A 22,062-nucleotide genomic window follows, 5' to 3' on the forward strand; every position below is an offset into this window, starting at 1 on the left:
AAAGTGTCCCTGATCGCTCCTATCGCCATGGAAGAAGGTCTGCGCTTCGCAATTCGCGAAGGTGGCCGTACCGTCGGTGCTGGTGTGGTTGCAAAAATCATTAAGTAAAAAAAGAGTAGTATTTTTAGGCAAAAGAGGTTATTATCCTCTTTTGCCTAAAAGCCAAACATAGCGATGTATCGTGCTATGGTTTGTCGCGGTATAGGGGTATAGCTCAATTGGCAGAGCGTCGGTCTCCAAAACCGAAGGTTGAGGGTTCGATTCCTTCTGCCCCTGCCACCACAGTCACTCGCCACCACCTCGCGTGGCGTCACTCGTCGGAATATGTCGAATACCAACGTAGAAACCGTTAACCGAGGTTCCGAGCGCATCAAGCTGGGCCTAGCGGTCTTAGTCGTCGCCGCCGGTATTGTTGGCTATTCCGTCCTGGAAGGCCAAAATTCACTGGTGCGCGCTGGGGTATTTGTAGCCAGCCTAATCGTCGCCGTATTGATCATCTGGTTTAGCGATACAGGCCGCCGCCTGGTCGCTTTTTCTCGTGATGCCTATACGGAAGTACGTCGCGTTCACTGGCCATCCCGTAAAGAAGCAACCCAAATGACAGGTATTGTCTTTGTGTTCGTTGCTGTTATGGCTACCTTGCTGTGGCTGATCGACAAAGGGCTCGGCTGGATCATTTATGGCCTGTTGCTGGGCTGGAAATAAAGGGCACACATGAGCAAACGCTGGTATGTCGTTCACGTTTATTCCGGCATGGAAAAAAGCGTGCACAAGGCTCTGGTGGAGCGCATTGAACGCGCTGATCTCCAAGAAGCGTTTGGTCGCATTCTGGTTCCATCGGAAGAAGTCGTTGAAGTAAAAAACGGCAAGAAATCAATTACAGAGCGACGTATTTACCCCGGTTACGTTCTGGTCGAGATGGCCTTGACCGACGAGACCTGGCACTTGGTAAAAAGTACGCCGCGAGTCACCGGCTTTCTGGGCGGTTCCGGTAACCGTCCCGCTCCTATCTCCGAGCGCGAAGTGGAAAAAATCCTGTCGCAAATGGAAGAGGGCGTTGAGAAGCCACGGCACAAAGTGCTGTTTGAAGTGGGTGAACTGGTACGCGTCAAGGACGGTCCGTTTGCAGACTTCAACGGTAACGTCGAAGAAGTTAACTACGAGAAAAACAAGGTTCGTGTCACCGTTACTATTTTCGGTCGCGCCACCCCTGTAGAACTCGATTTCGATCAAGTCGAAAAGACCTGATTCATTACAACCCCCGGGAAGCCTGTCGCACTAAGTGTCAGGCGTCATCACCCGCAAGGAGCTAAGCATGGCGAAGAAAATCGTCGGCTTTATCAAGCTGCAAGTCCCAGCTGGTAAGGCAAACCCATCCCCTCCAATCGGTCCAGCGCTGGGTCAGCGCGGTCTGAACATCATGGAATTCTGCAAGGCGTTTAACGCCCAGACACAGGGTCTGGAACCCGGTCTGCCAATTCCTGTTGTGATTACTGCCTTTGCCGACAAGAGCTTCACGTTCATCATGAAGACTCCTCCGGCAACCATCCTGATCAAAAAGGCTGCTGGCATCAAATCCGGTTCCCCTCGTCCTAACGTGGATAAAGTCGGTACGCTGACTCGCGCTCAGGCTGAAGAAATCGCCAAGACCAAACAACCCGACCTGACCGCCGCCGATCTGGACGCCGCTGTGCGTACCATCGCTGGTAGCGCTCGCAGCATGGGCATCAACGTTGAAGGGGTGGTGTAAGTCATGGCTAAAGTAAGCAAACGCGCAGCCGCTATTGCTGCCAAGATCGACCGCAACAAGTTCTACCCCGTGGCCGAAGCATTGGCCCTGGTGAAAGATACTGCCACTGCCAAGTTCGACGAATCCATCGATATCGCTGTTCAGCTGGGCATTGATCCCCGTAAGTCCGACCAACTGGTCCGTGGCTCGGTGGTTCTGCCTGCTGGTACCGGCAAGAGCGTTCGTGTTGCCGTTTTCGCCCAAGGCGAAAAAGCTGACGCCGCTCGTGAAGCTGGCGCTGACATCGTTGGTCTGGACGATCTGGCTGAGCAAATCAAAGCCGGTCAAATGGACTTTGACGTTGTGATTGCCTCGCCCGACACCATGCGTGTTGTTGGTACCCTGGGTCAGGTTCTGGGTCCTCGTGGCCTGATGCCAAACCCCAAGGTTGGTACTGTGACTCCTGACGTTGCTACGGCTGTTAAAAACGCCAAGGCTGGTCAAGTTCAATACCGTACTGACAAGGCCGGTATCATTCACAGCACCATTGGTCGCGCTTCGTTCAACGTCGAACAACTGCAAACCAACCTGGTCGCCCTGGTTGAAGCCTTGAACAAGGCTCGCCCAGCTGCTGCCAAGGGTGTATATCTGCGCAAGGTCGCCGTGTCCTCCACCATGGGTGGCGGTGCACGTGTTGAAATTGCATCCCTGACTGCTTAATCAGCAATCAGAAAAAAGAACTTTGGGCTGTGATCCTATTTACAGGGTCGCTGCTGTCAAGGACCGCTGGAGCAGATAGGCTTGTAAAGCTATCTACTTAATCAAGGACTTCCGTCCTGTCCAGCGTAGACGGCGCCCGTGGAAGAATTCGTCATAGAACTCGTCCAGGTGCGCCGCATTCGGTTGATGTTGGGAAGCCTTCCCGACATCGTTTGAAGGAGTGTTCAACCGTGAGTCTCAATCGTGAAGAGAAAGCGGTAGTCATCGAGGAAGTCACTGCCGAACTGGCAAAGGCTCAATCGGTCATTATCGCCGAGTATCGTGGTCTGGACGTCGCTTCTGCTACCGTATTGCGCAAAAAAGCGCGTGAGTCTGGCGTCTACCTGCGTGTTTTGAAAAACACGCTCGTTCGTCGTTCGCTGGAAGGTACATCGTTTGATGGTATTTCCAGCCAGCTCGTGGGTCCTCTGATGTACGCCATCAGTGAAGATCCCGTGACTGCGGCGAAAGTGGTTGCAGATTTTGCCAAGACCAACGACAAGTTGGTCATTATGGGCGGTGCGCTGCCCAATAGCGTTCTGAATGCTGATGGTGTTAAGGCTCTGGCCACAATGCCCTCGCGTGAAGAATTGCTGGCGAAACTGCTGGGCACCATGCAAGCACCTATCGCTACTTTTGTGCGTACGCTTAACGAAGTTCCCACCAAGTTTGTTCGCGGCCTTGCGGCTGTGCGCGATCAGAAAGAAGCTGCGTAAGCAGTTTTCCTTCAGGAAACTTCGTCGTTGCGAACGACATCCAAACCTGGCATTTACCTAATATCTGGAGTTCTACAAATGGCTACTAAAGCTGAAATCCTTGACGCCGTTGGCGCAATGTCCGTGCTCGAACTGTCCGAGCTGATCAAAGAAATGGAAGAAAAATTCGGTGTGTCGGCTGCTGCCGCCGCTGTTGCCGTTGCAGCTCCTGCTGCCGGTGGCGCTGCTGCTGCTGCTGAAGAGCAAACCGAATTCACCGTGTTCTTGGCTGAAGTTGGCGCAAACAAAGTTAGCGTCATTAAAGTCGTGCGCGAAATCACCGGTCTGGGCCTGAAAGAAGCCAAAGATCTGGTTGACGGTGCTCCTAAAGCTGTTAAGGAAGGCCTGTCCAAAGCTGACGCTGAAGATGCTCAGAAGAAGCTGGAAGAAGCTGGCGCCAAGATCGAGCTCAAGTAAGAGTATCGATAGATGCCCGGGAATGCGTTTCAAGCCTTCCCGGGCTTTTGCGTTTCCAGAAAACCCATGATTTTTAATTAGTATTGTAGAAAGTCGGGTTTTTTAGAGTCGTAAACCAGGGCCGTGGTTGACGGTCCGTGTAACCCTTGAGTCGGAGTGCTCATGCCTTATTCGTACACCGAAAAAAAGCGCATACGCAAGAGCTTCGCCAAACGTGAAGACGTACAGCAGGTTCCTTACCTGTTGGCTACCCAGCTGCATTCTTTCAGAACCTTCTTGCAGAAGGACACGCTGCCTTCTCAGCGTAAGGTTGAAGGCTTGCAGGAAGCTTTCAGTTCCATATTTCCAATAGTAAGCCATAACCAAATGGCGCGGCTAGAGTTCGTGAGCTATACGCTCGGCGAGCCGGTGTTCGACGTCAAAGAGTGTCAACTTCGTGGTTTGACCTATGCCTCCCCCTTGCGGGCTAAGGTACGTCTGGTCCTTATGGACCGCGAAGTGAGCAAGCCCACCGTCAAGGAAGTAAAAGAGCAAGAAGTCTACATGGGCGAAATGCCCCTGATGACAGACAACGGCTCTTTTGTGATCAACGGTACCGAACGAGTTATTGTTTCCCAGCTGCACCGCTCCCCCGGTGTGTTCTTTGAACACGACCGCGGTAAAACGCACAGCTCGGGCAAACTGCTGTTCTCGGCTCGCGTGATTCCTTACCGTGGTTCCTGGCTGGACTTCGAGTTCGATCCTAAGGACATCCTGTTCTTCCGTATCGACCGTCGTCGCAAAATGCCGGTCACCATCTTGCTGAAGGCCATTGGCCTGACGCCAGAACAGATTCTGGCTCACTTCTTTGAGTTCGATCACATCGAACTGCACCAAGAAGGTGGCAAGCTGCAATTCGTTCCAGAACACTGGAAGGGCGAGGTTGCCCGTTTCGACATTACCGACCGCGACGGTCGCGTACTGGTTGAAAAGGACAAGCGCATCAATGCCAAGCATTTGCGTGACCTGCAAGCAGCCAAGATTGAATACATCTCCATTCCAGAAGATTTCCTTCTGGGTCGTGTGCTGGCCAAGAACATCATCAACGCCGAAACCGGTGAAGTGATTGCTAACGCCAACGACGAAATCAACGAATCCATTCTGGCCGAAATGCGCGCTGCCAACGTGCGTGATTTCGAGACCCTGTACGTCAATGAACTGGATCAGGGCGGTTTCATCTCCCTGACCCTGCGCACAGACGAAACAGCGGATTCCAACGCTGCCCGTATCGCTATCTACCGCATGATGCGTCCAGGCGAGCCACCAACCGAAGAAGCGGTTGAGGCTCTGTTTAACCGTCTGTTCTACAGCGAAGAGTCTTACGACTTGTCGCGTGTGGGTCGCATGAAGGTCAACAGCCGTTTGGGCCGTGGTGACAGCATCGAAGGTCCGATGACCCTGACCGACGAAGACATTCTGGACACCATTCAGGTGCTGGTGAGTCTGCGTAACGGCCGCGGTCAGATCGACGATATCGATCACTTGGGTAACCGTCGTGTTCGTTGCGTGGGCGAATTGGCCGAAAACCAATTCCGTGCCGGTCTGGTACGTGTTGAGCGTGCAGTCAAAGAACGTCTGGGCCAGGCCGAGACCGAAAACTTGATGCCGCATGACCTGATCAACTCCAAGCCTATCTCTGCGGCTGTTAAGGAGTTCTTCGGTTCCAGCCAGCTGTCGCAGTTTATGGACCAAACCAACCCGCTGTCCGAGATCACGCACAAGCGTCGTGTTTCGGCTCTGGGCCCTGGTGGTCTGACACGTGAACGTGCGGGCTTTGAGGTGCGCGACGTGCACCCAACCCACTACGGTCGCGTCTGCCCGATTGAAACGCCTGAAGGTCCAAACATTGGTCTGATCAACTCCATGGCGCTGTACGCTCGCTTGAACGAGTACGGTTTCCTGGAAACGCCTTACCGCAAGATTGTGGACGGCAAGGTCAGCGAGCAGATCGATTACCTGTCGGCGATTGAAGAAAGTAATTACGTTATCGCTCAGGCTAACGCCGAGCTGACCGAAGACGGCGCTTTTGCTGATGATCTGGTTGCCTGCCGTGAAGCTGGCGAAACCATGATGACGGCTCCAGAAAACATCCATTACATGGACGTGGCGCCTTCGCAGATTGTGTCCGTGGCCGCTTCGCTGATTCCGTTCCTGGAACACGATGACGCCAACCGAGCACTGATGGGCGCCAACATGCAGCGTCAGGCAGTTCCTTGCCTGCGCCCTGAGAAGCCTTTGGTCGGTACCGGTATCGAACGTACTGTTGCTGTTGACTCGGGTACAACCGTGCAGGCCCGTCGTGGCGGCGTGATTGTGGACGTTGACGCACAGCGCGTGGTTATCCGTGTGCACGATGACGAGAACGTGGCTGGTGAGGTCGGTGTAGATATCTACAACATGACCAAGTACACCCGTTCCAACCAGAACACCAACATCAACCAGCGTCCTATCGTCAAGCGTGGCGATATCGTGGCTCGTGGTGACGTTCTGGCTGACGGCGCATCGACTGACTTGGGCGAATTGGCTCTGGGTCAGAACATGCTGATCGCCTTTATGCCCTGGAACGGCTACAACTTCGAGGACTCGATTCTGATCTCCGAGAAGGTCGTGGCTGACGATCGCTACACTTCGGTTCACATCGAAGAGTTGACGGTTGTTGCCCGTGACACGAAGCTGGGACCTGAGGACATTACTCGCGACATCAGCAACCTGTCCGAAGTCCAACTGAACCGTCTGGACGATTCCGGCATTGTGTACATCGGTGCTGAAGTTCGCGCCGACGACGTGCTGGTGGGTAAGGTGACACCTAAGGGTGAAACCCAGCTGACGCCAGAAGAAAAGCTGCTGCGCGCCATTTTTGGTGAGAAAGCCTCAGACGTTAAAGATACGTCCCTGCGCGTGCCTTCGGGCATGGTCGGTACGGTCATTGACGTTCAAGTCTTTACCCGTGAAGGTATCGAGCGTGACAAGCGTGCTCAGTCCATCATTGATGATGAACTGCGTCGCTACCGCCAGGACCTGAACGACCAGCTGCAGATTGTTGAAGACGACGCCTTTGACCGTGCCTTGAAGTTCCTGGTCGGCAAAACCGTCAACGGTGGTCCTCGCAAGTTGCCTAAGGGCACTGAGCTGGCTGCTGACTACCTGAACGATCTGGACCGCTGGCAGTGGTTTGACATCCGCTTGGCTGATGAGCAACACGCACTGGTGCTGGAGCACACCAAGGAATCCTTGGAGCAAAAGCGTCACCAGTTCGATCTGGCCTTTGAAGAAAAGCGCAAGAAGCTCACCCAAGGCGACGAGCTGCCTCCTGGCGTGCTGAAGATGGTCAAGGTTTACCTGGCCGTGAAGCGTCGCTTGCAGCCTGGTGACAAGATGGCTGGCCGTCACGGTAACAAGGGTGTGGTTTCCCGCATCGTTCCCGTGGAAGACATGCCGCACATGGCTGACGGTACTCCTGTGGACATCGTTCTGAACCCGCTGGGCGTGCCTTCGCGGATGAACGTGGGTCAGGTGCTGGAAGTTCACTTGGGCTGGGCTGCCAAGGGTATTGGCCATCGCATCAACGACATGATGCAAGAAGAAAAGAACGTACAGGTTTCCGAACTGCGTGCGTACTTGGACAAGGTCTATAACACTACCGGCAAGAAAACTCGTATCAACGAGTTGACTGACGACGAAGTGATGAACATGGCCACCAACTTGCAAAAAGGTCTGCCACTGGCAACACCGGTGTTCGACGGTGCAACCGAGCAGGAAATCGATCAGATGTTGCGTCTGGCCTATCCTGACGACATCGCCGAGAGCCTGCAGCTGGCACCGCACCGCACCCAGGTTCGCCTGTTTGACGGTCGTACTGGCGAAGCCTTTGAGCGTATGGTCACCGTAGGCTACATGCACTACCTGAAACTGCATCACTTGGTCGATGACAAGATGCACGCTCGTTCCACTGGCCCATACTCGCTTGTTACTCAGCAGCCGCTGGGTGGTAAGGCGCAGTTCGGTGGTCAGCGTTTCGGGGAGATGGAAGTCTGGGCGCTGGAAGCTTATGGCGCCGCCTACACTCTGCAGGAAATGCTCACGGTCAAGTCCGACGACATCGCCGGCCGTACCAAGGTCTACGAGAACATTGTCAAGGGTGATCACGTGATCGACGCCGGCATGCCGGAGTCCTTTAACGTTCTGGTCAAGGAAATCCGTTCCTTGTCCCTGGACATGGATTTGGAGCGTAAATAATGAAAGCGCTACTCGATCTCTTTAAACAAGTCACTCAGGACGAGCAATTCGATGCCATCAAGATCGGCATCGCCTCGCCCGAGAAAATCCGGTCCTGGTCTTTCGGTGAAGTCCGCAAGCCAGAGACCATTAACTATCGCACGTTCAAACCTGAACGCGATGGTCTGTTCTGCGCGAAGATTTTCGGTCCCATCAAGGACTACGAATGTTTGTGCGGCAAGTACAAGCGCTTGAAGCACCGTGGCGTCATCTGCGAGAAGTGTGGCGTTGAAGTCACCGTCTCCAAGGTGCGTCGCGAACGCATGGGTCATATCGAACTGGCTTGCCCGGTTGCCCACATCTGGTTCCTGAAGAGCCTGCCATCCCGTTTGGGTATGGTGCTGGATATGACACTGCGCGATATCGAGCGCGTGCTGTACTTTGAAGCCTGGTGCGTGATCGAACCTGGTATGACCCCGCTCAAGCGCGGTCAGATCATGTCCGACGACGATTTCCTGGCCAAGACCGAAGAATACGGTGACGACTTCCACGCCCTGATGGGCGCGGAAGCGGTGCGCGAATTGTTGCGTACGATCGATATCGATCGCGAAGTCGAGCGCCTGCGTGCCGAACTGAAAGCCACTGGCTCGGATGCCAAGATCAAGAAGATCTCCAAGCGTCTGAAAGTGCTGGAAGGCTTCCAGAAATCCGGCATCAAGCCTGACTGGATGATCATGGAAGTGCTGCCCGTGCTGCCACCGGACCTGCGTCCGCTGGTGCCACTGGACGGCGGCCGCTTTGCGACTTCCGACCTGAACGATCTGTACCGCCGCGTTATCAACCGTAATAACCGTTTGAAGCGTTTGCTGGAACTGAAAGCTCCGGACATCATCCTGCGCAACGAAAAACGTATGCTGCAAGAGTCTGTGGACTCCTTGCTGGATAACGGTCGTCGCGGTAAGGCCATGACCGGCGCCAACAAGCGTCAGTTGAAGTCCTTGGCCGACATGATCAAGGGCAAGAGCGGTCGTTTCCGTCAGAACTTGCTGGGCAAGCGCGTGGACTACTCCGGTCGTTCCGTGATTGTGGTGGGTCCTCAGTTAAAGCTGCACCAGTGTGGTCTGCCCAAGCTGATGGCGCTGGAACTGTTCAAGCCCTTCATTTTCAACCGTCTGGAGTTGATGGGTCTGGCTACGACCATCAAGGCTGCCAAAAAGCTGGTGGAAAGCCAGGAACCGGTCGTGTGGGACATCCTCGAAGAGGTGATCCGCGAGCATCCCGTGATGCTGAACCGTGCGCCTACGCTGCACCGCTTGGGTATTCAAGCGTTTGAGCCGGTCCTGATCGAAGGTAAAGCGATTCAGCTGCACCCCCTGGTGTGTGCCGCCTTTAACGCTGACTTTGACGGTGACCAGATGGCCGTTCACGTGCCGCTGTCGCTGGAAGCCCAGCTGGAAGCGCGCACCTTGATGCTGGCCTCCAACAACGTACTGTTCCCAGCCAACGGCGAACCGTCCATCGTTCCTTCCCAGGATATCGTGTTGGGTCTGTACTACGCGACCCGCGAACTGGTTAATGGCAAGGGCGAAGGCTTGTTCCTGGCCGACGTGGCTGAAGTCCAGCGTGCGTACGACAACAAAGAAGTTGAACTGCAAACCCGTTTGACCGTCCGTATCGAGGAATTCGAGAAGGGCGAAGACGGTGAGTGGGTCAAGACCATCAAGCGTTACGAAACGACTGCTGGCCGTGCTTTGCTGTCCGAAATTCTGCCCAAGGGCATGCCTTTCACCGCACTGAACCGTGCGTTGAAGAAGAAAGAAATTTCGCGTCTGATCAACCAGTCCTTCCGTCGCTGCGGCCTGCGTGCCACCGTGATTTTTGCGGACAAATTGATGCAGTCCGGTTTCCGCCTGGCAACTCGTGGTGGTATTTCCATCGCCATGAATGACATGGTTGTACCTGCCGTCAAGGAAAGCATCCTGGCCCAGGCAAGCAACGAAGTCAAAGAAATTGACAAGCAGTACTCCTCCGGTCTGGTGACGGCTCAGGAACGCTACAACAACGTAGTGGACATCTGGGGCAAAGCGGGTGACCGCGTGGGTAAGGCCATGATGGAGCAACTGGCTTCCGAGCCAGTGACCAACCGTTTCGGTGAAGAAGTACGCCAAGAGTCCTTCAACTCCATCTACATGATGGCGGACTCCGGGGCTCGTGGTTCGGCTGCACAGATTCGTCAGCTGGCTGGTATGCGTGGTTTGATGGCCAAGCCTGATGGCTCCATTATTGAAACGCCTATTACCGCGAACTTCCGTGAAGGTCTTAACGTACTGCAGTACTTTATTTCGACTCACGGTGCTCGTAAGGGTCTGGCCGATACGGCGTTGAAGACGGCTAACTCCGGTTACCTGACTCGTCGTCTAGTCGACGTGACTCAAGACTTGGTCATTACCGAAGACGATTGCGGTACCAAGGGCGGCTACACCATGAAAGCCATCCTGGATGGTGGTGAGGTTATCGAGCCCCTGCGCGATCTGATTCTGGGACGTGTGGCTGCTAACGACATCGTCAACCCTGACAATCAGGAACTGGTTATCCCCGCCGGCACTTTGCTGAACGAGGACCTGGTCGAACTGATCGACAATCTGGGTATTGATGAAGTCAAGATCCGCACTCCGCTGACTTGCGAAACCCGTCATGGTCTGTGCGCACATTGCTACGGCCGAGATCTGGGTCGTGGTGTGATGGTTAACCGTGGTGAAGCAATCGGTGTGATCGCTGCTCAGTCCATCGGTGAACCTGGCACCCAGCTGACCATGCGTACGTTCCACATTGGTGGTGCGGCTTCGCGTGCAGCGTTGGCAAGCTCGGTAGAAACCAAGACGGCTGGTACGGTTGGTTTTGAAATCGGTCTGCGCTACGTGACTAACGCCAAGGGCGAACGTGTTGCGATCTCCCGTTCCGGTGAAATCGTCATTTTTGACGACAACCGCCGCGAGCGCGAACGCCACAAGGTTCCTTACGGTGCCACTATCACGGTGGGCGATGGTGAAGCCATTAAGGCTGGCCAGCGTCTGGCAAGCTGGGATCCGCTGACCCGTCCTATCGTGTCCGAGTACACCGGTACCGTTCGCTTCGAGAACATCGAAGAAGGCGTGACCGTGGCTCGTCAGGTGGACGACGTAACCGGTCTGTCGACTCTGGTTGTGATCACTCCCAAGTCGCGTGGTGGCAAGATCACCATGCGTCCTCAGATCAAGCTGCTGAATGAGCAAGGTCAGGAGATCAAGATCGCGGGTACTGACCACATGGTCAATATCTCGTTCCCAGTGGGCGCGCTGATTACTGTTCGTGATGGTCAGTCGGTATCCGTGGGTGAAATTCTGGCGCGTATTCCTCAAGAATCGCAAAAGACTCGCGATATTACCGGTGGTCTGCCACGTGTGGCCGAACTGTTCGAAGCTCGTTCACCCAAAGACGCCGGTCTGCTGGCCGAAGTTACGGGTACGGTTTCCTTCGGTAAGGACACCAAGGGTAAACAGCGTCTGGTCATCACCGACCTGGACGGCGTCAGCCACGAGTTCCTGATTCCGAAGGAAAAACAGGTTCTGGCTCACGACGGTCAAGTGGTGAACAAGGGCGAGATGATCGTGGACGGCCCAGCCGATCCGCACGACATCCTGCGCTTGAAGGGTATCGAGAAGCTGGCTAACTACATCGTGAACGAAGTGCAGGACGTTTACCGTCTGCAAGGCGTGAAGATCAACGACAAGCACATTGAAGTGATTGTTCGTCAGATGCTGCGCCGCGTGAACATCGTAGATGCTGGTGATACCAACTTCATCACGGGTGAACAGGTTGAACGTTCCGAACTGTTGAACGAGAACGATCGCGTCTTGGCTGAGAATGGTATTCCTGCATCGTACGAAAACGTGCTGCTGGGTATTACCAAGGCCTCGCTGTCGACCGACTCTTTCATCTCGGCGGCGTCCTTCCAGGAAACCACCCGCGTGCTGACCGAAGCGGCCATCATGGGCAAAACCGACGATCTGCGTGGTCTGAAAGAAAACGTGATTGTTGGTCGTCTGATTCCCGCCGGTACCGGTATGGCTTTCCATGCCGCCCGTCGTGAAAAAGAAGCCTTTGAAGTGGCTGAGCGCAAAGCTGCCCGTGAACTGGAAAACCCGTTCGCATCGGCTCCTGAGCCAACGGAAGACCCGGTCTTTGTGTCCGGTGCCTCCGAGCCAGAGCAAGCACAGCCCGAGTCGCCAGAAGGCGATCAGGAATAAGCCAAGCCCTAGTGGCTGCCCGCTCTGGAAACAGGGCGGGCTGGTGATCCAGTACGCTGGTGCACCAGCAGCAAAAATCCTGAGGTACTGCTAAAAAAAATCCCCACATGGCCAATGCCACGTGGGGATTTTTTATGGGGATCGCCTTACGGCGATATCAGCTTAGCTGCCCAGCTCGAGCTTGCCGGTCATGATGCTCCAGTGACCAGGGAAGGAGCAAAAGAAGGCGTAGTCTTCGCCAGCTTGCAGTTTGGACACGTCAAACGTGACGGAGGTGCTTTCGCCACCGCCGACCACATCAGTGTGGGCGATAACGCGCTCGTCACCGGCTTTAACGTAGTTGTTGTCCAGGCCAGCTTTCATGCCGTCGGTTGCAACAGCGCTTTCATCGGATTTCTTCGAAATCACGACGTTGTGGCCCATGGCAGCTTTAGGCAGCTTGCCAGTGTGCTTCAGGTTGATCGTGAATTCCTTGCATGTCTTGTCAACAACAATGCTCTTGGTGTTGAACTGCATGGAGTCGTTGCCTTCGATGGTGACGTCGCAAGCGGCGAAAGCAGGCACGCTGGCTAATCCGAGAACGGCTGTGAAAGCGATTTTGGCAAACATTCTAGTAACTCCTCGAAAACATACTTAAAAAAGGAACGGGACGCGGTGGTCTTGTTCCGGCCTTACAGCATAGACTGTAGAGCATCAAAGGTGCTTAACAAAACCTAAACCCCGGTTATTTTACCGGCTTATGTCGCTTTGTCCCTGCTCTTGAATGATTTGTTTTCTCATACCTTGATATGGCTCTAACAGTCGTGCTCTATCGTTTAAAGAGCTTGACGCCAATCTTTACACAACGCTGTTTTTCTTTGTAATCAGGCTGTATCCAAATGCTGGATCACATTGCACAAAGCGGCCACACCCATCAGGCCCAGCAGCAGACCGCACAGTTGTTCCACACGGGGTAAATGCCGTTGAATACGCTGTTGCCAGCGTGGATGGGCAATCAAGACAGTGATGAATAAATCCCAGGCCAACACGGCAAGCAGCATCCATATACCTAGTAACCAGTGCATGGCCGTGCTCGCTTGTTGACTAGCCAGTACCGACGCCAGACTGGCATAGAACAGGGCGTTTTTAGGGTTCAACAGCCCGGAGAGCAAACCCGACAGAGCATGTTGCCACCAGCCGCCTTGTGCTGCCCCTTGGGCGCTGACCCTTTGTACCTGTGTCCGTCGGGCAGCCTGCAGGAACTTCACGCCTAGATACAGCAAGTACAGGCCGCCTGCTCCCTGCAGTATCAGAAAGAGGGGGCTGTGGGAGTGCATATGAGCAAAGCCCGTCAAAGCCAGACAGATGTAGATACCGTTGGCCAATGCCACACCTGCACATGCTCCACTCGCTACCCAGCGTCCATGTGCCAGTGTGCTACGTGCAATCAAGAAGAAGTCAGGGCCGGGAGAGAGCAGGGCCAGAAAATGCGTGCTGGCGATAAGCAGAAATAAGGACACAGCGGTAAGTCCAAGACAAAACCGCAGTGTGACGAGCCGGCAGGCTCTTCGTATTGAATAAAAGTGCGCTCTGGCGTGCGTACGGGGAGCGTGGTGCTTTGGAAGCTAGCGGCGGTACTGCCCTGGGGTAACGCCGGTGTAGTGCTTGAAAACACGCTGAAAATGGCTTTGATCGGAGAAATCCAGCCTGTAGGCGATATCAGACAGTTCTTCACCTTGCCGCAAGGCGTCACGAGCCAGATTTACACGCTGGTTCAATTGCCAGCGCTGCGGTGTTAGGCCGGTATGACGCCGAAAGGCACGGATAAGTTGATACCGGCTGAATCCTGTTTCTTGGGCAAGTTCGTGCAGGGGAACGGTAGCCAACTGGCCTTGAACCCAACGGTCTAGTGTTTTCTGTAAAACCGGGTTGGGCGCAGCGGCAGGAACCAGAGGGTGGCCTTGGCTGGGTCCGTACTGAAGCAAAAAGTCGATCAATGCTGCTTCTTTGCTTAGAGTCGGTGCCGGGGAAAACAGCAATCTATTCAATTCGCAGTAAGCCGCATAAAGCTGCGGGTCCTGGCAGACACGGATAGGCTCTAGAGGATCAAGGCTGAGCCCGGTGCTTTCTTGCCAGAGCTGGGCGAACCAGGCGGCATCCAGATGCAGCATCTGATAGCTCCAGGCTTGTTCCGGTAGTGGGTTGCAGGCATGGCTGCGGTGTGCCGGTACAAAGACCAGCGCGCCGGGTGCCAGTTGCACTGGGCCACCTGGCGCGCCCGTGAAAATGCTACCTCCCTCATCGACAGCGCCAATGGAGTAGGTAGGGTGGCTGTGCTCGTGGTAGCAGATGCGGCTGTGGCAAGCGCGCCGGCTTTCTATATAGGGCAGGGCAGCGTCACGCCAAAACTCAGTGTTCATGGGACATGTCTGTGGCCGTCAGAGTGACGATAAAGGTGCAGCCTTGCCCGGCTTGACTGTTCAGCGTGATGTCGCCGCCGTGCTTATTGATCACTGTTTTAACGAAAGCCAGACCCAGACCGCTGCCAGCAGGAGTCCCCGCCGTACTTTCGTGTGCCCGGTGATAGGGCTCGAAGATGCTTGCCTGGTTCTCGATCGGAATACCCCAGCCTTGATCTTGGACTAACACACGTACTGTTTTTTTATCCAGAGTAATGTCTACTTCAATCTGATTACCATCCGGCCCGTATTTGATGGCGTTTTGAATCAGGTTGGTAAAGGCACGCCGCAACATAGGTGCATTGCCTTGAACCCAGACCAGTTCCGAGTCATGCAGGTTCACGCTAATGGAGCGTTTGCTGGCACTGGCCCAGGCATCGTCCAGACAGTCTGCCAGCAGATCAGACAGGCTTAAGGGGCTAAGCACCATCTCCATGGCTTCGGCCCGCGCCAGACTAATGAAGTTATCCACCAGTTCCAGAGTTTGTTCGGCATAGCCTTCCATCTTGTGCAGGAACTGGTCCGGCGGCAACCTGTGGTCATCCTCGCGCTGCAGGCTGGCCAAGGCCAGGATGGAGTTTTGCGGTGCACGCATATCGTGCGAGATAAAGCGCAGGGTCTCTTCGCGTTTGGTCTGGGTCTGACGCAGCAGGTTGATGGATTTATGCAGCTGAGTCAGGCGATGCGGCAGCGTGCGTGAACTTAAGCCGGACGCACGCTCGCTAAGCGCTGCTCTGACATCCGGGTATTCCAGCTGCAGTTTATTTAGCTCTTCGGTTACCTGATTGAGTGCTGCTTCCTGACTGCGCCAGTGCCACAGCGGATAAGCCAAAAGAACGGTAATCAGACTTGCTAGCGGTGGAATCCACAGATTAAAGACATGCATGGCTACCCAGTTCACCAGCAAGATGGCTAGCACCAAGCCCATCAAGCTGAGCAAGGTGCCGCGTGGTGACTGGTAAATCAGGACCTGACAAGCGAGCAGCACGGGCAAGCAACTGGCCAGCGCAATGGCCCAAGCGGGGGGAGTGCGCACCCATTGATCACTACGCTCGGCCTGCAAAATATTGGCCAGGATCTCCACGCCGGACATGCTGCTCATGCCTGCTTTGGATAGAGGGGTAGGAAAGGTGTCGCCCAAGCCGCTGCCCCAGGCGCCGACCAACACGTATTTGTCTTTGAAAAAGGACGGGGGGATGTCGCCATTAAGGACGTTGAAATACGGCACCGTTTGAAAGTGGCCGTTGCGCCCTAGAAAGGGAATGTGTGGAACGCTTTTCTGGCTGGCATCCAAGGCTTGTAGCGCCAGATCGGTATCACCGCCCGTCAACAGCATGGCGATCGTAAAATGGGGCAAGATCCGGTCCGAAGGCGTACGCTGTTGCAAAGCGACGCGACGCACCACCCCGTCCGAATCGGGTTCAATATTGATGTAGCCGGAAGCTTTGGCTGCCTGGCTCAATGCGGGGATGGCGGTGTGGACGGTATTGCGTTGAGGGTCGTAGACCAATGGCAGCACCACGCGCCCGTGCTGCTGGATGGCTTGGGCAAGAGCCGTGTCATCTTCCGGGTAAGCGGGGTTGGGCTCCTGGAAAACCAGGTCGATGCCGACAGCTCTAGCCTGATTTAGTCGGCCCAAGAGCTCGGCATGGTTGATACGGCGCCAGGGCCAAAAACCCAGATTGGCGATGCTGTGGTCGTCAATAGCAACGATCACAATGTCCTGGGGGGCGGTCTGAGGAATAGCCGCCGCCATGGTGAAGTCGTAAATCAGGTTGTTCAGCCGCCCCAGTGCAAAGTCATCGCGCAAGGAACTGAACAAGAGGGTGAGCAGCATCAGCAAACCAGAAACTAGATGCCACTCTTTCCGTATGCGGTCAGAAAGTAGCTTGTTAGTTCTGGGGGCTGGGCTGCTCATGCCGTACGCCGTTCAGGTATTAGAACTGAGACAGCAGAATCGGGTCGCCAAAACTGCTGACAACGGCTTGACCATCGGAACTGGTCAGCGCAGCCGCCCCTTCAAAGCTTTCCACGGTATCCGCACTCATCAGGCCGTGACGGTCGATGGCACGAACGGTCACGTAGTACGTGCCGGGACGGGATGCACCGAATTGAATGTCAGTATCGGGCGTGATGCTGCGCGACAGCAGCTTGGCACCTTGAGGATCGGTGGAGGTCTGCACCAGATAGGCCTGGGCACCTGGCACGGCTTCAATGGTGCTGTTCCATTGACCACCGCGACGCTCTGGGGTGGAGATCTGTGGGGCCGGCAGCAAAGGCTCAAGTGCCACAATTTTGCCGTCTGCCCCTACGGCTGCACCCTGGTTTTGTTTCAGAGCAGTGGGGGCGCTGCGTTCTTGTGTACCTAATTCAGCACGGCCTTCCAGCACTTCGCTATGAGCGGTGCCTTCTTGAGTACGAACACGCAATTCGGTGCCGCGCACGCCGGTAATGCTGACAGGGGTGCGGACTTCGAAGCGGCCTACACCAGTTTTTTCAGGGGAGACACGGGATTCGACATCACCGTCGTCCAGGCCAATGATCGAGTCTGTCAGACCCGTACCTTCAAAGGCGCGCATACGCGTGACGCTCAAGGAAGCCTGGGCGGGAACGCTTAACTGGCTGCCATCTTGCAGTTCCAGAGTCAGATAACCATTGTTGCCGGTGCGAATCAGGTCGCCTTCCCGCAGGTGCGTGGTGCCTGCGCCCAGTGGCAGCCCATTGACCTGAATCTGGCCGGTCTGGTGCGTAATACGGGCGGGGGCGTCCACTTCCGGGATCATGCGAAAGGGGATGTGCAGTTCCTTGCCAATGGGCAGTCGGTAAGGATCGGCCACTGCATTGAGCTGCTGAATCTCGGACCAGTTACGGCCTTGGCGCGTATAGGTTTGGGAAATATCCAGCAAGGTGTCGCCGGCCAGAACCTTGTAGACAAAGTTCTCGCCTCGGGCACCAGAAGGCTGGGCTGACACGACGCCGCCCCAAATCAGGCCGCAAACAAGAGGCGCGGCGATACGCAAAGTAATCATAGGAAGTCAGCTAGGATCGGTCAGAAGTTCAAGACGATAGCCCAAGGCGTAAGAAGCCGTCAGGCGTACCCCGTTCTCGGGGCGCAGTTGAAGTTTACGGCGTATGTTGGACAAGTGTGTGTCCAGCGTACGGGAGGTAGCCGGAATTTCCCGGTTCCAGACGGCCGAGCTCAGTACATCGCGGGAAAACAGGCGGCCGGGATTGCGAAACAGCAACAGGGCCAGCTCGAATTCTTTGGGTGCCAGAGTGATGGTTTCCCCGTCCAGAACGATATGGCCTTGTTCGGGAAGAATATCGTAGCCCGCAAAGCTAAAGCGACTGTCCTGGGGGGCGGCTGTGTTCAGATTAATGCGGCGCGACACGGCATTGACGCGCGCAATCAGCTCGCCCTTGCGTACAGGCTTATTAATATAGTCATCGGCGCCAGCCTGCAGACCGGTGACCAGATCTTCTTCCTGGGTGCGGCTGGTCAGGAAAAGCACGGGCAGGGCATGACCCAGTGTGGTGCGAACCCAACGCAGTACATCCAGGCCGCTGACGTCGGGCAATTCCCAGTCCAGCAGCAATAAACCGAAGTTATGGGGTTTGGCCAGCGCGGCCAGCAGGTCCTTTCCTTGATGGAAGGAGCGACACTCATAGCCGGCCTCGGTCAGAATCCGGGCAATCAGTTCTGCCTGGACGAGGTCGTCCTCCAGGGAAGCGATGATCATGGGTATGTCCTTGTCGCAGAAGTGCAATAGCCCTGCAGTATAACGATATGTAGATAGCGAGTGACCAAGTGCTTCCACGCATGTGACGTGACAACGGGAAAGCGTCTGTTCTATCTCCAAATCGTTGACCTATAAGGGTTTACTGTGGTAAATTTTAGAGCTTACTTTAAGGATCCTTTGCCGGTACTCCTTGCAGTAATTTGATTGCAGCCCTGAAATCGGGGTCTGCAAGCACTTTTTGAGTGCTTCAAATCAAGCCTAGGCCATGTGCAAGACCGCTCTTTTTCGTGTTTTATGGGGGAGTGGTATTGCGCAATGCCGCTTCCGGGACAGGGATTAAATCTGTCATCTGGACGGCGTTTTCAAAAACATACGTCAACCAGTACGTAAAGTACGTTATAGGATACGTAAAGGTCATGCCAACCATTAGCCAGCTCGTGCGTAAACCGCGCGAAGTCAGCCGCGTTAGCAGCAAGAGCCCTGCGCTCGAGAACTGCCCACAACGCCGCGGTGTTTGCACACGTGTATACACCACGACCCCTAAGAAGCCTAACTCCGCTCTGCGTAAAGTCGCCAAAGTGCGCCTGACCAACGGCTTCGAAGTCATTTCTTACATCGGTGGTGAAGGCCACAACCTGCAAGAGCACTCGGTCGTTCTCGTCCGCGGTGGTCGTGTTAAGGATTTGCCTGGTGTTCGTTACCACATCGTTCGCGGTGCTCTTGACCTGCAAGGCGTCAAGGACCGTAAACAGTCCCGCTCCAAATACGGCGCTAAGCGTCCCAAGTAATCCATGTATCCATTGATCAGTTCACTGATCTGGATCCGTGCAACCGTGGCCTAGCGCCATGGTAGGTAAGTGGTCATTTGTCATGAATGGCCGAGACCGCGAAAAGCGGTTCAACTGAATAGTCACAAGGAAATTAAAATGCCTCGCCGTCGCGAAGTACCCAAACGTGAAATCCTACCTGACCCAAAATTTGGCAGCGTTGAGCTGGCCAAGTTTATGAACGTGGTCATGCTGTCCGGCAAGAAAGCTGTTGCCGAACGTATTGTTTATGGCGCGCTGGAACAAATTGCGCAGAAAACCGGCAAAGATCCGCTCGAAGTGTTTAATGCTGCCATCAATAATGTAAAACCTGTTGTTGAAGTTAAGAGCCGCCGTGTTGGTGGTGCTAACTACCAGGTTCCTGTCGAAGTGCGCCCCGTCCGTCGTCTGGCTTTGGCCATGCGTTGGATGCGCGAAGCTGCTAAAAAGCGCGGCGAAAAATCGATGGACTTGCGCCTGGCCGGCGAATTGGCCGACGCGGCTGAAGGTCGTGGCGGTGCAATGAAAAAGCGTGAAGACACGCACAAGATGGCCGATGCTAACAAAGCATTCAGCCATTTCCGTTGGTAATCTGAGGACATATAATCATGGCCCGCAAAACCCCTATTCAGCGCTATCGCAACATCGGTATCTCGGCTCACATCGACGCCGGGAAAACGACCACTACCGAGCGCATCCTGTTCTACACCGGTGTGAACCACAAGCTGGGCGAAACCCACGAAGGTTCGGCCACGATGGACTGGATGGAGCAAGAGCAAGAGCGCGGGATCACCATTACCTCGGCTGCTACCACTGCTTTCTGGCGTGGTATGGCGGGCAATTACCCCGAACACCGTATCAACATCATTGATACCCCCGGTCACGTTGACTTCACTATTGAAGTTGAGCGTTCCATGCGCGTGCTGGACGGCGCTTGCATGGTTTACTGCGCTGTGGGTGGCGTTCAGCCTCAGTCTGAAACCGTATGGCGTCAAGCCAACAAATACGGTGTGCCTCGTCTGGCTTTCATCAACAAGATGGACCGTACGGGCGCTAACTTCTTCAAGGTTTACGACCAGCTCAAGCTGCGTTTGAAAGCCCACCCTGTGCCAGTCGTTATCCCGATCGGTGCTGAAGAAGAGTTCCAAGGCGTGGTTGACCTGGTCAAGATGAAAGCAATCATCTGGGATCAAGCCAGCAATGGTGTGAAGTTCGAATACACCGACATTCCAGCCGAGCTGCAAGCTTCGGCCGAAGAATGGCGCGAAAAAATGGTTGAGTCGGCTGCTGAAGCCAGCGAAGACCTGATGAACAAGTACCTGGAAAACGGTGACCTCTCCGAAGAGGAAATCAACCTGGGTCTGCGTACACGTACCATTGCCTGCGAAATTCAGCCAATGCTGTGCGGTACCGCGTTCAAGAACAAAGGTGTACAGCGCATGCTGGACGCCGTGATCGACTACCTGCCATCGCCAGTGGATATTCCTCCTGTCGAAGGTACGGATGACAATGGTGAAGTCATTCATCGTAAAGCTAACGACGAAGAGCCTATGTCCGCTCTGGCGTTCAAGCTGATGACTGACCCCTTTGTTGGTCAGCTGACTTTCGTGCGCGTTTACTCGGGCGTTCTGCGTTCGGGCGACACGGTCTACAACCCTATCAAGGGCAAAAAAGAGCGTATCGGCCGTATTTTGCAGATGCACGCGAACAACCGCGCTGAACTGAAAGAGCTGGTTGCTGGTGACATCGCTTCCGTGGTGGGTCTGAAAGACGTGACCACAGGTGAAACCCTGTGTGACGCCGGTCAGCACATCATTCTGGAACGCATGGAGTTCCCAGAGCCCGTGATTTCGCAGGCTGTGGAACCAAAAACCAAGTCCGACCAAGAAAAGATGGGCGTGGCCTTGTCCCGTCTGGCTCAGGAGGATCCTTCCTTCCGCGTCAGCAGCGACGAAGAGTCCGGCCAAACCATTATTTCCGGTATGGGCGAGTTGCACTTGGAAGTTCTGGTAGACCGCATGCGCCGTGAATTCGGCGTGGAAGCCAACGTGGGTAAACCACAAGTGGCTTACCGCGAAACCATCCGCAAGGTTTGTGACGAAGTTGAAGGTAAGTTCGTCAAACAGTCCGGTGGTCGTGGTCAGTACGGTCACGTTGTGCTCAAGCTGGAGCCCCTGGAAGCAGGCGGCGGCTTCGAGTTCGTCGACGCCATCAAGGGCGGTGTGGTTCCTCGCGAATTCATCCCCGCAGTGGAAAAAGGTATTCGCGAAACCCTGCACGCAGGTGTGGTCGCTGGTTACCCAGTGGTGGACGTCAAGGCTACGCTGTTCTTCGGTTCGTACCACGATGTGGACTCGAACGAAAACGCCTTCCGTATGGCCGCTTCGATGGCCTTCAAGGATGGTATGCGTAAGGCTGCTGCAGTTCTGCTGGAGCCCACCATGGCTGTTGAAGTCGAAACTCCTGAGGAATACGCCGGTACAGTGATGGGTGACTTGTCTTCCCGTCGCGGTATGGTTCAGGGTATGGACGATATGGTCGGTGGTGGCAAGGTCATCAAGGCCGAGGTTCCTCTGGCCGAGATGTTCGGTTACTCGACCAGCCTGCGTTCGCAAACACAAGGTCGCGCTACGTACACCATGGAATTCAAGCAATATGCTGAAGCTCCAAAGAACGTAGCTGAAGAAGTGATCAGCGCTCGCGGTAAGTAATAGCAATATCAGCCCGCCTGATGGCGGGCTGCTTAAATAATTTTTTTGTTTTCCTGTAAAACATAATTGGGATAAATCATGGCAAAAGGTAAGTTTGAACGGACTAAACCGCACGTCAACGTCGGTACTATCGGTCACGTTGACCACGGTAAAACCACTCTGACCGC

19 protein-coding genes and 1 tRNA gene are annotated in these 22,062 nt (G+C 54.8%); 14 read left to right on the forward strand and 6 right to left on the reverse strand.

What is annotated here, in order from left to right; genetic code table 11:
- The 10 genes from AC1RSM_RS18510 to rpoC all read left to right on the forward strand — a co-directional run.
- Positions 1–108: EF-Tu C-terminal domain-related protein (locus AC1RSM_RS18510; RefSeq protein WP_492934059.1), on the forward strand; the 108-nt coding region annotated here is incomplete at its 5' end.
- Between the two features lie 95 nt (positions 109–203).
- Positions 204–279, forward strand: a tRNA-Trp gene (locus tag AC1RSM_RS18515).
- Between the two features lie 45 nt (positions 280–324).
- A complete protein-coding gene (gene secE, locus AC1RSM_RS18520) occupies positions 325–705 on the forward strand; it encodes a preprotein translocase subunit SecE (RefSeq protein ID WP_492934045.1) in 381 nt (126 codons plus the stop codon).
- Positions 706–714: 9 nt separating this feature from the next.
- The gene (gene nusG / locus AC1RSM_RS18525; protein ID WP_009464325.1) at positions 715–1,248 is read left to right on the forward strand and encodes a transcription termination/antitermination protein NusG; all 534 of its coding nucleotides are present in this window, start codon (positions 715–717) and stop codon (positions 1,246–1,248) included.
- A 67-nt stretch (positions 1,249–1,315) separates the two neighbouring features.
- Complete coding sequence (gene rplK, locus AC1RSM_RS18530; protein ID WP_492934046.1) at positions 1,316–1,750, forward strand: 50S ribosomal protein L11; 435 nt, start codon at positions 1,316–1,318, stop codon at positions 1,748–1,750.
- A gap of 3 nt (positions 1,751–1,753) precedes the next feature.
- On the forward strand, positions 1,754–2,449 hold the full coding sequence (gene rplA / locus AC1RSM_RS18535) for a 50S ribosomal protein L1 (protein WP_492934047.1): 696 nt from the start codon (positions 1,754–1,756) through the stop codon (positions 2,447–2,449).
- Between the two features lie 230 nt (positions 2,450–2,679).
- Positions 2,680–3,204, forward strand: coding sequence for a 50S ribosomal protein L10 (gene rplJ, locus AC1RSM_RS18540; RefSeq protein WP_492934048.1), 525 nt, complete (start codon positions 2,680–2,682; stop codon positions 3,202–3,204).
- 78 nt (positions 3,205–3,282) lie between these two features.
- Complete coding sequence (gene rplL / locus AC1RSM_RS18545) at positions 3,283–3,660, forward strand: 50S ribosomal protein L7/L12 (protein ID WP_492934049.1); 378 nt, start codon at positions 3,283–3,285, stop codon at positions 3,658–3,660.
- Between the two features lie 162 nt (positions 3,661–3,822).
- Positions 3,823–7,935 carry a DNA-directed RNA polymerase subunit beta gene (rpoB, locus tag AC1RSM_RS18550; protein WP_492934050.1) on the forward strand — a complete coding sequence of 1,371 codons (4,113 nt, stop codon included), beginning with the start codon at positions 3,823–3,825 and terminating at the stop codon, positions 7,933–7,935.
- On the forward strand, positions 7,935–12,200 hold the full coding sequence (rpoC, locus tag AC1RSM_RS18555) for a DNA-directed RNA polymerase subunit beta' (protein WP_492934051.1): 4,266 nt from the start codon (positions 7,935–7,937) through the stop codon (positions 12,198–12,200). The genes rpoB and rpoC overlap by 1 nt, the downstream gene beginning before the upstream one ends.
- A 162-nt stretch (positions 12,201–12,362) precedes the next feature.
- Here rpoC and azu read toward each other — a convergent pair whose 3' ends face one another.
- The 6 genes from azu to AC1RSM_RS18585 form a co-directional block, all read right to left on the reverse strand.
- Positions 12,363–12,809, reverse strand: a complete 447-nt coding sequence (azu, locus tag AC1RSM_RS18560) for an azurin (RefSeq protein ID WP_492934052.1) — start codon at positions 12,807–12,809, stop codon at positions 12,363–12,365.
- 254 nt (positions 12,810–13,063) lie between these two features.
- Complete coding sequence (locus AC1RSM_RS18565; protein ID WP_492934053.1) at positions 13,064–13,699, reverse strand: LysE family translocator; 636 nt, start codon at positions 13,697–13,699, stop codon at positions 13,064–13,066.
- A 105-nt stretch (positions 13,700–13,804) separates the two neighbouring features.
- The gene (locus AC1RSM_RS18570) at positions 13,805–14,599 is read right to left on the reverse strand and encodes a helix-turn-helix transcriptional regulator (RefSeq protein WP_492934054.1); all 795 of its coding nucleotides are present in this window, start codon (positions 14,597–14,599) and stop codon (positions 13,805–13,807) included.
- Entirely contained in the window at positions 14,589–16,475 is a 1,887-nt protein-coding gene (locus AC1RSM_RS18575) for a CHASE2 domain-containing protein (protein WP_492934055.1), read from the reverse strand. Before AC1RSM_RS18575 ends, AC1RSM_RS18570 begins: the two co-directional genes overlap by 11 nt.
- A 100-nt stretch (positions 16,476–16,575) precedes the next feature.
- Positions 16,576–17,667, reverse strand: coding sequence for a FecR family protein (locus tag AC1RSM_RS18580; protein WP_492934056.1), 1,092 nt, complete (start codon positions 17,665–17,667; stop codon positions 16,576–16,578).
- Positions 17,668–17,673: 6 nt separating this feature from the next.
- Complete coding sequence (locus AC1RSM_RS18585) at positions 17,674–18,378, reverse strand: response regulator transcription factor (RefSeq protein ID WP_492934057.1); 705 nt, start codon at positions 18,376–18,378, stop codon at positions 17,674–17,676.
- A gap of 416 nt (positions 18,379–18,794) precedes the next feature.
- Here AC1RSM_RS18585 and rpsL point away from each other — a divergent pair, with 416 nt between their 5' ends.
- The 4 genes from rpsL to AC1RSM_RS18605 all read left to right on the forward strand — a co-directional run.
- Positions 18,795–19,166, forward strand: a complete 372-nt coding sequence (gene rpsL / locus AC1RSM_RS18590; protein ID WP_042489490.1) for a 30S ribosomal protein S12 — start codon at positions 18,795–18,797, stop codon at positions 19,164–19,166.
- Positions 19,167–19,304: 138 nt separating this feature from the next.
- Positions 19,305–19,775 (forward strand): 30S ribosomal protein S7, encoded by a 471-nt coding sequence (rpsG, locus tag AC1RSM_RS18595; RefSeq protein WP_189394076.1) that lies wholly within the window; start codon positions 19,305–19,307, stop codon positions 19,773–19,775.
- Between the two features lie 17 nt (positions 19,776–19,792).
- Entirely contained in the window at positions 19,793–21,895 is a 2,103-nt protein-coding gene (gene fusA / locus AC1RSM_RS18600; RefSeq protein WP_492934058.1) for an elongation factor G, read from the forward strand.
- A gap of 78 nt (positions 21,896–21,973) precedes the next feature.
- The coding region (locus AC1RSM_RS18605; RefSeq protein ID WP_032978997.1) for a GTP-binding protein at positions 21,974–22,062 on the forward strand (89 nt) is incomplete at its 3' end.

This window comes from Alcaligenes sp. GW821-FHT11D07 (genome assembly GCF_058808495.1).